12 protein-coding genes are annotated in these 13,812 nt (G+C 62.0%); 5 read left to right on the top strand and 7 right to left on the bottom strand.

From position 1 onward, the window contains the following. The first annotated feature begins 36 nt into the window (after positions 1-36). Positions 37-735: a DJ-1/PfpI family protein gene (locus HNE_RS09660; protein ID WP_011646953.1), complete on the top strand. Its 699-nt coding sequence runs from the start codon at positions 37-39 to the stop codon at positions 733-735. On the opposite strand, the gene rimO is transcribed toward HNE_RS09660, so the two are convergent. From rimO to grxD, 3 genes are all read right to left on the bottom strand, one after another. After that, positions 736-2,091 carry a 30S ribosomal protein S12 methylthiotransferase RimO gene (gene rimO / locus HNE_RS09655; protein ID WP_011646952.1) on the bottom strand — a complete coding sequence of 452 codons (1,356 nt, stop codon included), beginning with the start codon at positions 2,089-2,091 and terminating at the stop codon, positions 736-738. 72 nt (positions 2,092-2,163) lie between these two features. After that, a complete protein-coding gene (locus HNE_RS09650) occupies positions 2,164-2,826 on the bottom strand; it encodes a hypothetical protein (protein ID WP_011646951.1) in 663 nt (220 codons plus the stop codon). 100 nt (positions 2,827-2,926) lie between these two features. Beyond that, entirely contained in the window at positions 2,927-3,262 is a 336-nt protein-coding gene (gene grxD, locus HNE_RS09645) for a Grx4 family monothiol glutaredoxin (protein ID WP_011646950.1), read from the bottom strand. Between the two features lie 861 nt (positions 3,263-4,123). Between grxD and HNE_RS09640 the strand changes: the two genes are divergently transcribed. Then, positions 4,124-5,050, top strand: a complete 927-nt coding sequence (locus HNE_RS09640; protein ID WP_011646949.1) for an IS110-like element ISHne4 family transposase — start codon at positions 4,124-4,126, stop codon at positions 5,048-5,050. A 163-nt stretch (positions 5,051-5,213) separates the two neighbouring features. Here HNE_RS09640 and HNE_RS09635 read toward each other — a convergent pair whose 3' ends face one another. Then, the gene (locus HNE_RS09635; RefSeq protein ID WP_011646948.1) at positions 5,214-7,061 is read right to left on the bottom strand and encodes a M2 family metallopeptidase; all 1,848 of its coding nucleotides are present in this window, start codon (positions 7,059-7,061) and stop codon (positions 5,214-5,216) included. 76 nt (positions 7,062-7,137) lie between these two features. Next, positions 7,138-7,371, bottom strand: a complete 234-nt coding sequence (locus tag HNE_RS09630) for a BolA/IbaG family iron-sulfur metabolism protein (protein ID WP_011646947.1) — start codon at positions 7,369-7,371, stop codon at positions 7,138-7,140. 63 nt (positions 7,372-7,434) lie between these two features. Between HNE_RS09630 and HNE_RS09625 the strand changes: the two genes are divergently transcribed. The 3 genes from HNE_RS09625 to HNE_RS09615 all read left to right on the top strand — a co-directional run bounded on the left by HNE_RS09625 (position 7,435) and on the right by HNE_RS09615 (position 9,875). Beyond that, complete coding sequence (locus HNE_RS09625; protein ID WP_051593752.1) at positions 7,435-8,502, top strand: M28 family peptidase; 1,068 nt, start codon at positions 7,435-7,437, stop codon at positions 8,500-8,502. Beyond that, on the top strand, positions 8,499-9,011 hold the full coding sequence (locus tag HNE_RS09620) for a DUF1993 domain-containing protein (protein ID WP_011646945.1): 513 nt from the start codon (positions 8,499-8,501) through the stop codon (positions 9,009-9,011). Before HNE_RS09625 ends, HNE_RS09620 begins: the two co-directional genes overlap by 4 nt. Positions 9,012-9,269: 258 nt before the next feature. Continuing rightward, complete coding sequence (locus HNE_RS09615; RefSeq protein ID WP_011646944.1) at positions 9,270-9,875, top strand: outer membrane protein; 606 nt, start codon at positions 9,270-9,272, stop codon at positions 9,873-9,875. A 79-nt stretch (positions 9,876-9,954) separates the two neighbouring features. On the opposite strand, the gene purL is transcribed toward HNE_RS09615, so the two are convergent. Further along, positions 9,955-12,216 carry a phosphoribosylformylglycinamidine synthase subunit PurL gene (gene purL, locus HNE_RS09610; RefSeq protein ID WP_011646943.1) on the bottom strand — a complete coding sequence of 754 codons (2,262 nt, stop codon included), beginning with the start codon at positions 12,214-12,216 and terminating at the stop codon, positions 9,955-9,957. Positions 12,217-12,249: 33 nt separating this feature from the next. Beyond that, positions 12,250-13,749, bottom strand: a complete 1,500-nt coding sequence (locus tag HNE_RS09605) for a tetratricopeptide repeat-containing sulfotransferase family protein (protein WP_035591147.1) — start codon at positions 13,747-13,749, stop codon at positions 12,250-12,252. Positions 13,750-13,812: the final 63 nt, after the last annotated feature.

Below are 13,812 nucleotides of genomic sequence, written 5' to 3'. Positions count from 1 at the left end.
TTAAGCGACAAAAGCCTTGTCAGCAAGGAGGCCGCCATGAGCCAGAAACCCTTCACCACCGTTTTCGCGATTTACCCCGATCTTACCCATCTAGATTTTACCGGGCCACATCAGGTGCTGTGCCGCCTGCCCGGTGCAACAACCATCGTTGCCAGCCGGGATGGCGGGGAGATAGTGGCGGAGGGCGGGCTTGTCATCGGCCGCACACGGAAATTATCGGAGATTGAACAGTGCGACCTGATCTGCGTGCCCGGTGGAATGACGGCCACCGAAGTGGCGCTGGATGAAGCGTTTGTTTCGGAAGTGCGCCGTCTGGCGCTCGGCGCGCAATATATCACATCGGTTTGTACCGGTTCGTTGATCCTGGGGGCGGCAGGGCTTCTGCAAGGTAAGCGCGCAGCGTGCCATTGGGCGTGGCGGGGTCTGTTGCCGGAGTTTGGGGCGATCCCGGATGATGGCCGCGTGGTGCGCGACGGCAATGTGTTTACCGGTGGCGGCGTTACGGCGGGGATCGACTTTGCCTTCACGATGGTCGCCGAGATCGCCGGGGAGGGCTATGCAAAGGCGCTTACGCTTGGTCTGGAATATGCGCCGTCGCCGCCGTTCAGCGCAGGGCGGCCGGAGCTGGCCGACCATGACACACTTTCACGCGTTGCCGCCAATATGGACAAGGCGATGGGGCAGAGGCTTGCCGAAGCGCAGGAGGCGGGCGCCCGGATGCGGGCTCGCCCATAATCAGGCGGGCGTTGCGTAGAGGTCGTAATCGTCGGCGCCGGTGATTTCTGCCCGGATGATGTCGCCTGCCTTCAGGTGGGCGGCGTTTTCCAGATAGACCACCGCGTCGACTTCGGGCGCATCGGCCTGCGTGCGGGCGATCATCTCGCCGGCCTCTTCGCCGGGGCCGTCGATGATGACGTCCAGCGTGCGGCCAACCTGGGCTTCCGCGCGGGCGGCAGAGACTTCTGCCTGCGCCGTCATGAAGCGGTGCCAGCGTTCTTCTTTGACTTCTTCGGGAACATGACCCTCCAGCTTGCCGCTTTCGGCATGGGCGACGTTCTCGTATTTGAAGCAGCCGGCGCGGTCGATCTTCGCTTCACGGATGAAGTCCAGCAGGATCTGGAAGTCTTCTTCCGTTTCACCGGGGAAGCCGACGATGAAGGTTGAGCGGATGGCGAGGTCTGGCACCTGCTCGCGCCATTTGGCGATGCGGCCGAGCACTTTATCCTGATTTCCAGGGCGTTTCATGGCTTTGAGGACGGGCGCGGAGGCGTGCTGGAACGGGATGTCGAGATAGGGCGTGATCAGGCCTTCGGCCATCAGGGGGATGACATTGTCCACATGCGGATAGGGGTAGACGTAGTGCATCCGTGTCCAGACGCCGAGGCTGCCGAGGCCTTTGGCAAGATCGAGGAAACGGGTTTCGTATTCGCTGCCGCGCCAGGTTTCCGGCTTGTAGCGAATGTCCAGTCCGTAGGCGGAGGTATCCTGGCTGATGACGAGAAGTTCCTTCACGCCGGCGGCGACCAGTTTTTCCGCTTCCATCAGCACGTGATGAATGGGGCGTGAGGCGAGATCGCCGCGCAGTTTCGGGATGATGCAGAAGGAGCAGCGATTGTTGCAGCCTTCGGAGATTTTCAAATACGCATAATGGCGGGGTGTCAGGCGCAGGCCGCTCTCGGGCACCAGGTCCATGTGCGGATTGTGCGGCGGGGTGAGGTGGGTGTGGACGGCGTCCATCACCGCTTCGTACTGATGGGGGCCCGTGACGGCGAGTACCTTGGGGTGGGCCCGCTGGATCACCTCCGGCTCAGCGCCGAGGCAGCCGGTGACGATGACTTTGCCGTTCGCTTCGATTGCCTCGCCGATGGCCGCGAGGCTTTCATCGCGGGCGGAGTCGAGGAAGCCGCAGGTGTTGACCAGAACAAGGTCCGCTCCCGCATAGTCGGGCGCGATCTGATAGCCCTCGGCGCGCAGGCGCGTGATGATGCGTTCGGAATCGACCAGCGCCTTGGGGCAGCCAAGGGAAACGATGCCGACTTTCGGCTGGGTTTTGGGGCGCAGAGGCGCCGGGCGGTCGAGATTGAGGGTCATGGGCGCCCTGCTATCCTGAAACAGGCGCTTAGAAAAGCGCTACCCGCACGGCTTTGCAATGAGGAGTGGGTATCAGGATTTGTTACCGAGCCGTCTGAGGATGTCCTCTGCTCTTGAATTCATCAGGGCGGCCAGGTCTGTGCTGCCCTGTTTTTTGGCAGGGTCGGCGACAACGCGAATCGCGTGGGATGCCTGGCCGAGAACGTTGCCGAGCTTGTCCATGAACTTGGCGTAGATGGTTGCCGTGCCTTCCGAATTCAGCCGGACTGAAGCGCTGGTGGAACCGCCCGGCGAAATCTGCACCGGCATCATCCAGCCCATATCAGCGTTGGAGGCGGAGAATTCGACCTGTTCTGCTTCGCCGCTGCCTTGTGCGTAAATGTCCGTCAGAGTGCCGACGATGGCTTCAGAAATTCCGCTGAGCGAGCCGCCCATTCCGAAACGGTGAAGTGGCGCGGCGGCTGCGTCAAAGCTTTTGTCTTTGACGGAGATCGCGTGGCTGATGCTGGCGAGGGTGCCGCCGTATTTGTCCTGCGCAATGGCCTCGATCGTCGTGGTGCCGGGCAGGTCGAGGGAGATTGTGAAGCTTGCGCTGCCGCCGGACGCGGTGACGATGTCGATCCCTGAATTGCCCGAGGTGATGAACTTCACGCCTTCGGTGCCGTTTGGCAGTCCGTTGACGGTTACCTGGATACGATCGCCCTGCTGGGCGCTGGATGGTGCCGTGAAGTACATCGCTAAGGTCTCCTTGTAACCCTACAAGGAGAGGCGCAGCTTTTGACAAAAGCAGGTCAGGCGGCCCTATAAATTCCCGCCATAACGGGACGGGCGAGACCTATTCGGCCAGTTCGATGCCGTTTTCGGCCATCAGGTCGCGCAGTTCGCCGTTTTCGAACATCTCTTTGAGGATGTCGCAGCCGCCGACGAATTCGCCCTTCACGTAGAGTTGGGGGATGGTCGGCCAGTTGGCGTATTGCTTGATGCCTTCGCGGACGTTCTGGTCTTCCAGCACGTTGGTGGCGACATATTCGACGCCCAGATAGTCCAGGATCTGCACCACAGTGGAGGAAAATCCGCATTGCGGGAAGGTGGGCGTGCCCTTCATGAAGAGGACAACGTCATTGCTTTTGACGGCTTTTTCGATGGCGTCGAGGGTGGCCTGGTCAGTCATAGGGGTGTCTCCGCGTTCAGCGCACATGTGATGCGGCGAGGCGTGAGGGTCAAGAGGGCGCGCCATATGGCAGTGTCCGGACTGGCGGCGCCATCCGGGTTTGCGGAGTGTTCAGGTGGCTCCGCGAGGTGGAGCCTGTGCGCGGCGGGCGCCGCGGCGCCCTTTGGTTAGGTTAGTGTTGCGGATTGGGCGCTATCGCCCGCCGCGCACTGCCGCCGGAGTTTCGGGCAGTAGGATTCGGGATGACTTCGGCGCTGCCAGGCCTTGACCACTTACCATCAACTCTCGTGACCTCTCAGATGAGAGGCGGGCCAGTGGGGATTCTCTACCGGCTTTTTGGTCCGGCTTGCCTGGATCAACGTCCCTAGAGAGAAGCTGGACCGTAACACCCAGCCGCTCCCATCCTCCGGGGCGACCTTCCCACAAACCGAACGGTACCGGCGCGGCTCCTGTGAGGAGGATGCGCTTAATGTGGGGGAGAAGGGGACCCCGGCGGATAAGTTTTCTGGAAAATCTTTCGGGTCGTCTTCCCGATTTTGCCCTAGGCAAAGACCGGGACCCAGAGAGGGCTTGATATTGCTGGGTTTTCTGGGTCCCGGACATTTGCTTTGCAAATTCCGGGATGACGGGGGGAGGGGTGGGCGCGTGTTGGATAGGGGCGCGCTTCTCCTCCCGCAGCCCCACCCTTGTATTGTGATTTTGGTGTAGGGATTGGGTGACAGGCGGGGTCTGTCCCCACCCTTGGTCTTTGAGGACCGCGAGTTAGCGAACGGCCCGCCTGTCAGTTTGAGTTCGCCCTGAACAGTTGACAGGGGCGGGTGTTGGAAGCGCCCGGCCCCGCATGACAAGGACAGGAACACCATGCCTCAGAATGTCATCGGCGTCGATATTGCCAAAGACTGGATCGACACCCATTGCCTCGACAGCGGCCGATCGGGCCGTCTGGAGATGACGCCCCGCGCCCTGAAAGCCTTTGCCCGGCGCTGCGGCGGCGCGCTCGTCGTGTTTGAAGCCTCCGGCGGTTATGAGCGCCCGCTTGCTGAGGCGCTGGGCGCGGCTGGCGTCGCCCATGCCCGGATCAACCCCCGGCAGGCCCGCGAGTTTGCCCGCGCCACCGGGCGCCTGGCCAAGACCGACCGGGTGGATGCCCAAGTCCTCGCGCGCATGGGCCGGGCGCTGGAGCTGTCACCGACGCCGCCGCCCGATCCGGCTCGCACCCGGCTGGCGGCGCTGATGGCCCGGCGGGACGATCTCACCGGAGAAGCGGCGCGGGAAGCCTGCCGCCTGAGGCAGGCACGCGATGCGTTCGTGCGCGCCGACATCACCAGCCTGATCGGGATACTCAAGCGCCGCATTGCCCGGCTTGAGGCGGAGATCACTGCCCTGATCAAGGCCCATGCACCTCTGGCCGAGGCCGAAGCGCGCCTGCGATCAGCCCCCGGCATCGGTCCCATCACAGCCGCCAGCCTGATCGCCCGGCTGCCGGAGCTTGGCCATGTCAGCCGCGGCGCTATCGCCAACCTCGCGGGCCTCGCCCCGCATGCCTGCAACAGCGGGCAGATGCGCGGCCAGCGCCGCATCTGGGGCGGACGCAAGGACGTGCGCACCAGCCTCTATCAGGCCGCCTTCATCGCCAGCCGCTACGACCCCGCCCTGAAGGCCTTGCGCCAGAGACTGCAGGACGCCGGAAAACCCTTCAAGGTCGCCATAATCGCCGTCGCCCGCGTCCTTCTCACCCAGCTCAACGCCATCCTCCGAGAACAGAGAAACTACCGCCCTGGAATCTGACCCGAACAACAGTTGCTATCCCTCCCCATAGTCATGGGGAGGGGACGTGGTGTGCAGTTGGAGAGGTTTGTTTTTCTCAGGGCGCGACTGGCCCCCTGCCCACGGAGGTGGGGAGGGTTGGGGTGGGGGGGCTCTCAGTTTGGGGACTGGTTTTGGTGTCAGATCACCAGCCGCAGCTTTGCCCGGCGTTTTCTTCCTTCAGGTAGACCATCAGCGGGTCGAAATATTCGATGATGGCGCTGCCGTCCATTTCGCGGGTGCCGGTGAATTTTTCGAGCGTGTCGGGCCAGGGTTGGGACATGCCGGCTTCCATCATTTCCTCGAAGCGGCGGCCGACTTCCTTGTTGCCGTAGATCGAGCAGCGGTGGAGCGGACCTTCCCAGCCGGCCTGTTCGCAGGCGGCCTTGTGGAACTGGAACTGCATGATGAAGCTGAGGAAGTAGCGCAGGTACGGCGTGTTGCCAGGGATGTGGTATTTCGCGCCGGGGTCGAAGGCGTCCGCCGGGCGGGGGCCGGGCGGGATGATGCCCTGGTTTTTCAGGCGGATGTCGGTCCAGGACTGGTTATAATTCTCAGGCGCGGTTTCGCCGGAGAGCACATCCCAGCGCCAGCTGTCGACCGAGAGAGCGAAAGGCAGGAAGGCGATCTTGTCGAGCGCGGTGTTGAGGAGCAGCGCGGTGTCGGCGTCTGCGCCGGGCTTTTCTTCCGCCGTGATCAGGCCGATCTGTTCGAGATATTCCGGCGTGATCGACAGAGCGACGAAGTCCCCGATGGCTTCGTGGAAGCCGTCATGGGCGCCGTTCTTGTAGAGGTGATCCTGGTTGCGATAGGCGAGCTGATAATAGTTGTGGCCGAGTTCGTGGTGGACCGTCTGGAAGTCTTCGGCGTTCACCTGCGTACACATCTTGATGCGGACATCTTCGAAATCATCGAGATCCCAGGCGGACGCGTGGCAGACCACCTCGCGGCCTTCCGGCTTGGTGATCATTGAGCGCTCCCAGAAGGTCTGGGGCAGGGCCTGAAGGCCGAGCGAGGTGAAGAAAGCTTCGGCGGTCTGCACCATCTGGAGCGGGGTGTAGCCCTTTTCGTTCAGGCGTTCGCTGAGGTCATAGCTGGGGCCGGGGGTGTCGGTCTGGAGGATGTCGTAGACGCCCGACCATTGCTGGGCCCACATATTACCGAGCAGGTCTGCCCGGATGGGGCCGGCGGCAGGCTGGACGGCCTCGCCATAATAGGAGTTGAGGCGGCCGCGCGTGTAGCAGTGCAGCTCCTTGTAGAGCGGCTCTACCTGCGACCAGAGGCGCTGGACTTCGGCTTCCATCTGGGCGGGCGGCATGTCGTAGTTGGACAGCCACATCTGGTCGAGGCTGGGATAGCCAAGTTCGCGCGCGCCCTCATTGGCGATTTCCACCATGCGGGTGTAATCGGGCGCCATGGGCGCGGCGATGGAATGCCAGCCTTCCCATACGGCTTTCAATTCCTCGGGATCGCGCGATTCCTGGATGATGCGGGAGGCTTCCAGCAGGTCGATCTCGCGGCCCTGGAACATGAATTTGCCGGTTGAGTAGGTGGCGTCCAGCTTTGTGGTGATGTCCGCCAGTTCCTCGGCGGCGCCTTCGCGGGAGGGGGCAGGCAGGGTGATGCCGCTGCGCAGGATCTGAAGCTTGCGGGCTTCTGCGGGTGGCAGTTCTGACACGTCGAAGTCTTTCGAGGCGTTGGCGAGACTTACGACCAGCTTGGTGAATTCGGCGCCCTGCTGGGCAGCGGCCGCGCTGGTTTCCGGGGTGATATTGGTGGCCTGGTCCCAATAGGCCTGGGCAGCGATGTGGCTCTTGGCGGCGATCTGGCTTTCCGCGTCGTCCAGGAAGGCGCGGGCTTCAATGGCGCGCTCTTCCATGGCGATGGCGTCAGGGTCGATCGTTGTTTTCGCCGGGCCGCATGCGGCGAGGGCGAGCCCGATAGCGATCAGGCTGGCAGACTTCAAGGCAGGTTTGAAAACGTGACGCATCATGACAGAGCCCTCCCAAGGCATATGCCAATCAGGAGACCGTGAACTGGCCCTTGCGTCAACCGCCTCTCTTGAAGGATCAGGCGGGTGCGCGGGTCTTCAGGGCGAGGGCGTGCAGCACACCGCCCATTTCTCCCTTCAGGGCGTCATAGACCATCTGATGCTGGCGCACGCGCGGGACGCCGGCAAATTGCGCGCTGACGATCTCGGCCTGCCAGTGATTGTCATCGCCGGCGAGGTCGGTGAGCGTGATTTCAGCATCCGGGAACGCTTCTGTCAGGTATTTCGTCAGCGTTTCGCGGCTCATGCCCATGGCGGGTCTCCGGGTCAATCAGGTGACTAGGCACATGCGGCGGCGCGTCTTAAGGGTCAAGGCATGAGCGACAAGAAACCCTTTAAACCGCACTTGCGTTTCGGCGCGCGGGACATGCTGATCGGCGGCGGCGTGGTGCTGGCCATCATCCTAGGCGCCTGGCTGTTCTGGCCGGATGGCGAAGAGGCGCTGCCCGGTGTCAGCTATCGGCCCGTGTATGTTGATGCCGGGGAGATGCTGCATCTGGCGCAGGTGCTGTCCTCCGACGCGCTGGAGGGACGGGCGAGCGGCACGGGCGGCAATGAGGCAGCGCGCGGGTTTATCCACAAGCGCTTTGAGGAGATCGGCCTGCTGCCCCTGCCGGGGTTCAGCGCCTATACGCACACCTTTCCCATCGTGCCGCGGGAGGCAGACGCCGCGCCGATCATCGGAGCAAATCTGATTGGCTACATCCCCGGCCGGACGCCGGGCGAGGGGCCGGCGCTGCTGATCACGGCGCACTATGATCATCTGGGCGTGCGCGAGGGCGAGATATACAATGGCGCGGATGACAATGCCTCGGGGGCTTCGGCCCTGGTGGCGGTGGCGGAGTATTTCGCGCTGCACCGGCCCGAGCATGACATCATCATTGCGGCGCTGGACGCCGAGGAAATCGGCCTGCTGGGCGCACGGGCGCTGGCACGGATGGAGGGGCTGAACCTTTCGCGGGTGGCGCTGAACATGAATTTCGACATGGTGGGGCGTTCCGAAGCGGGTGAGCTTTATGTGGCGGGGACGTATCATGCGCCCGAGCTGGTGCCGGTGATGGAGGCGGTGGCCGAGGGGGCGCCGGTTACGCTGCGGATGGGGCATGACCGGCCGGAGGACGGCCCGAATGACTGGACGTTGCAGTCCGATCATGGGGTGTTTCATCAGGCGGGGTTGCCGATCCTCTATTTCGGGGTGGAGGACCATCCGGGTTACCACAATCCCGGCGATGACTTTGAATTCCTGACGCTCGACTTTTTCGTGCGCGCTGCCGACACGCTGGTTATGGCGGCACTGGCGGTGGACGCCGAGCTTCCCCAGATACATTCCCTGCGCCGCAGCCCGGTCGCAGAAGCAGATCAACCAGAAGGAAACGCTCAATGACCACCACGACGGTCTCCCACATCCTCAAGGCTTCGACGGGGCAGACCCTCGGCGCGCTGAAAGGCATGCTGATCAAGGGCGAGGCTTATGCCCGCAAGCTGAATGTTGAGGACGGGGTGATCCTGTCCCATCGCCTCTATCCGGACATGTTTGCCTTGACGCGCCAGGTGCAGATTGCGTGCGATACGGTGGCGCGCGGCGCGGCGCGGCTGGCCGGACTCGACATGCCGGAATTTCCGGATACGGAACAGACCTTCGCCGAACTGATTGCGCGGTGTGACAAGGCGATGGCGTATGTGAAAGGCATCGACGATGCCAAGATCGATGCCAATACCAATGTGACGCTGCAAATTCCGATGGGCCCCAATACAATGCCGATGGAAGGCCGGGCCTATCTTTCGGGCTTCATTCTGACCAACCTGCATTTCCATGCCGCTATCGCCTACGCTCTTCTGCGGGCGCAGGGTTTGAACATCGGTAAACGGGACTATCTGGTGCCGGTTGAATGACATCTCTGTCATTAATCTGATTACGGAATAGTCAGAAATTGAAACGGCAGGCTGAGGGGCCTGCCGCTTTCGTTTGAAATCAATGCTTTGCTGGCTACAACTGCAAAAATATCCGCAAATACAGGGGTGTGGCCTTCCTGCAACACATGAGTTTTGCTGATTTTTCACTGGAACTTCTTCTCCACTCAGCCCGTTGTCTGCCTGTCTCGCCCGAACGGCGTGCACGAAACTCAAGTAGCGTTTCTTGAAGGAGAAAACATGTTCAGATCCCTGCTTATTGCGACGGCTGCGACCGGTCTTGCTGCTGCAGCTCACGCTCAGGATTCCGGCCTCTATCTGGAAGGCGGCTACCAGTATCTCGACATCAAGCCCGATGGCGCAGAAAGCGGTGTCGACACGAACGGTATTGCGGCACGCGCCGGGTATCAGTTCAACAATGTATTCAGCCTCGAGGCTGAACTTGCGACCGGTATTGAAGACGGCGAATTCGACTACAATGTCGATGAAGACGAATTCAATTTTGACGACAACAATGATGGTGACCTCGGCGATGTTATTGGAGCTTCCGGCGATGTTGGCCTCAACTATCTGACCGGTATCTATGGCAAGGCAAACCTTCCGCTCACTGAGCGCCTGGATGCCTATGCCCGCGCAGGTTATGCCTATGTTGACCTTGACGCATCGCTTGTGACCCCTGGTGGCAACGTGATCAGCGTTGAGGACTCTGCCGACGGCCCAGCCTTCGGCGCCGGCATGAGCTATGACCTTTCGGAAAATCTCTATCTGAAAGGTGATTACACCTACTACTCGTTCGACAATACCGACACGAGCGGTGTGATGCTGGGTGTTGGCTACAAGTTCTAATCAGATCCTGATCAGGCTTAGCTGACAAAAGGGCGCCCCCTTCCGCTTATCCGGGAGGGGGCGTCATTTGTGTGATGCTTCAAACAGCGTTCATGTAGCCGGGCAGCCAGCCTTCATGGGCTGCGCGGAGATCCTGCAGCGGCAGGACAGTTTTTTCGCTCTTGCGCAGATCATGGATCAAGGTGATGGCGCCGGTATTTTCCACTGTGCCTGCAAAGAGGGCCGGGATGTCGCCGAGCAGGTCGAACACTTCGTCTTCATTCTTTGCGGCAACGAGGTAGCGGCCCTGCGTTTCGCTGAAGAGGTATGCCAGTGGGCTGAGGCTGCCTAGGCGGTCGGCCTGCGCGTCGAGCATGATGCCGACATTGCCGGCCAGCGCCATTTCAGCAGCGGCGACTGCCAGGCCGCCATCGCTGATGTCGTGGACTGCGTGGACCAGTCCCTTGGCAATCAGCTCGCGGACGATGGCCGAGGTCTGGATTTCGTCTTCGAGATCAACCGGCGGGGGCGGGCCGAGGTCGTCGCCCTTCAGGCCAAGCCATTTGCGGGCATAGAGCGAGGCGCCAAAGTCAGCTGCGTTTTCGCCAATGATAATCAGCGCGTCGCCCGGCTGGGCGCCTTTCAGGGTGGCAATTTTGGAGAGGTCGTCGATCAGGCCGACGCCGCCGACGACGGGGGTGGGCGGAATGGCCTTGCCATCGGTCTCGTTGTAGAGCGAGACGTTGCCCGAGACGACCGGGAAGTTCAGCACCCGGCACGCTTCGGCCATGCCTTCGATGGCCTTGACGATATAGCCCATTGTGGCGGGCTTTTCGGGGTTGCCGAAGTTGAGGTTGTCCGTGATCGCAATCGGCGTGGCGCCGACGGCGGAGAGGTTGCGGTAGGCTTCGGCCACGGCCTGCTTGCCGCCTTCATACGGGTCGGCAGCAACGTAATGGGGGTTGCAGTCCGAACAGATGGCGAGGGCCTTGTTGGTGCCGTGAACGCGCACGATAGCGGCGTCGCCGCCCGACTGTGACGAGTCGATCGTATCGTTCATCACGTGCCGGTCATACTGTTCCCAGACCCAGCGTTTGGAGGCCATGTCGGGGGTCGACATCAGCTTCGTCAGCACTTCGGCATAGTTCGCCGGGGCAGGATGTTTTGAAATGTCGAAATCCGGGCGTTTCGGCGGCTCCGTCCACGGACGGTCATAGTTGGGCGCGTCTTCGCCGAGCGGCGCGACCGGAATATCGCACACCACTTCGCCGAACTGTTTGAGTACAAGGCGTCCGGAGTCTGTGGTCACGCCGATCACTTCGGCGTCGAGGTCCCATTTGTCGAAGATCTTCTTGGCCACGGCTTCCTTGCCGGGCTTGAGGATCATCAGCATACGCTCCTGGCTTTCCGACAGCATGATTTCATAGGCCGTCATGCCGGTTTCGCGCTGGGGCACCTTGTCGAGATCCATCTCGATGCCGACGCCGCCTTTATCAGCCATTTCGACCGAGGAGGAGGTGAGGCCAGCAGCGCCCATGTCCTGGATGGACTGGATGGCGTCGGTGGCCATCAATTCGAGGCAGGCTTCGATCAGCAGTTTTTCCGTGAAGGGGTCGCCGACCTGGACCGTGGGGCGGTTGTCTTCCTCGCCTTCGGTGAATTCTGCCGAGGCCATGGTGGCGCCGTGGATGCCGTCGCGGCCCGTCTTGGAACCGACATAAAGGATCTGCAGGCCGGGCAGGGCGCCGCGGGCGTAGAAGATCTTGTCCTGATCGGCGAGGCCAACAGCCATCGCATTGACGAGGATGTTGCCGTTATAGCCTTCGTCGAACTGGGTTTCACCGGCAACGGTGGGCACGCCGACACAGTTGCCATAGCCACCGATGCCAGCGACGACACCTGCCACAAGCTGGCGGGTTTTCGGATGGCTGGGGTCACCGAAGCGCAGGGCGTTGACGAGGGCAACGGGCCGGGCGCCCATCGTGAAGACGTCGCGCAGGATGCCGCCGACGCCGGTCGCCGCGCCTTGATACGGCTCGATGTAAGAGGGGTGGTTGTGGCTCTCCATCTTGAAGATGGCGGCCTGGCCATCGCCGATGTCGATGACGCCGGCGTTTTCGCCCGGCCCCTGGATGACGCGGGGGCCTTTGGTCGGGAATTTCGACAAGTGGCGGCGGGAGGATTTGTAGGAGCAGTGCTCTGACCACATCACCGAATAGATGCCGAGTTCCACCAGATTGGGATTACGGCCCAGGCGGCTGACCAGGCGTTCCCATTCATCGGCCTTGATGCCGTGCCCGACACCGGAGGCGGCGTCCTGCTCGGCTGTGAGATGGGAGAGAATGGCGGCAGTATCGGTCATCACATCAGCCCGTGTTTGAGATTTGGCGCAGCGCTAGGCCGGTTTGCCCGGCTGTTCAACTGCCAGCAACGCATCCAGCGCAGCATGCGAGGGCAGGGAACGCAGGTAGGTTTCATAATGCTTCCAGCGGCCGATCGAACGATCGTGCAGCGCTTCGCGGACCTGCCAGACGGAGGCTGTCTTGACCGGGCCGCTGGCCTTGTGGAATTCGAGGCAGGCCGGTTCAAAGGGCAAGCCCAGGAAATCCAGCACGCGGCGCACTTCCTGCTCGGGCTGGCGGATCACGTCTTCGTATTTCACAGACAGGATGGTGCCCGGATAAATCCGGTTCCAATGGATCATCATGCGCCGTTCGGCATGAATGCGGCTGGCGATGTCCTGCGGCGTAAAGCCGTAATTCTGGGAATTGTCGAGGTGCAGGCCCCAGACCGAGATCAGATTGTCCAGCGGCTCGCGCACGGTGTTGATGATCCTGGCATTCGGGAACATCCGGCGGATGAGGCCGATTTGCCAGAAATTCTCCGGATGCTTGTCTGTCACCACGCTTGCACCGGGATGCAGCGTGCGGAGATGTTTCAGATAGGCTTCGGCATATTGCTGGATGGTGGATTCCGGCGCCGCGGCCACCCGCGCCGGTGTGCCGCCGAGATTGCGATAGATTGTCTGGATCAGGCCCAGCTCACCTGCCGGGGTAACTTTGGAATGGGCGCCGATGATCTGTTCCACGAGCGTAGAGCCGGAGCGGAACATGCCGAGGATAAACACCGGCTGCGGGTCTGGTTCTGTTATGCCGCTTTTGGCTTCCCGAAGGCTGACGAAGGCGCGGCCGGTCTGATCGGCGCGGTAGAGGTCGGCTTTCAGCTCATACGGCGCAACGCCGCCCCCCGCCGCAATGCGCGCGCCGGCATTCGCCGCTGCAAAAGACTGCGCCGCCGCGTCATAGGCGCCGCAGCTGTCATAGAGGCGGCCAAGTGCGTAGTGAGCGACGGCCAGATCGGCGGGAAACAGCGTGCCGCCGGCAATCAAGGCGCGCAGCTTGGCAATCATCGGATCGTCCAGGGAGGTGGCTTTCCCCAGGCCGGCCAGGCGGGAGAGGATGACGGCGCTGCCGGGATTGATGGCGTGGGCCTTGTCATACGCGGCTTTCGCCTCTGCCCGCTCGCCCAGGTCTTCGTGCAGGTTACCGAGGTTCAGATAGGCGGCGGCGTAGGACGGGTTTGCCGCTACGGCTTTGAGAAGTTCCGCCTTGGCGTCGTCCGGCCGGGCCAGCAAATCGGAGAAGATGGCGGCGCGGTTGAGGTGAATTTCTTCGGCCCCTTTGACGCCCTGGCTGAGGGCCTCATCATAGGCGGCCAGAGCCTCTTGCCCGCGTCCTGCCTGACGGAGCAGCCAACCCAGATTGTACCAGCTGTCAGGCAAGGCGGGATAGGCGCTCAGAAGCGCCTGATAGGCTGTAATGGCTTCAGGAACCCGCCCCTCGGCGCGCAGGCGGGAAGCGGTGGTCAGGAGTTCTTGCTGGCGAGCGTCTGTCATAGGGTGCCGTTTAGCCTCGAAAGGCGAATATCGCCATAGGGCACAATGCGTTGAGTTCGGGCA

Source organism: Hyphomonas neptunium ATCC 15444, from assembly GCF_000013025.1.
Lineage (GTDB): Bacteria > Pseudomonadota > Alphaproteobacteria > Caulobacterales > Hyphomonadaceae > Hyphomonas > Hyphomonas neptunia.
The sequence above is the reverse complement of the archived record's forward strand: the minus strand, read 5'-3'. Positions and strand labels throughout refer to the sequence as shown.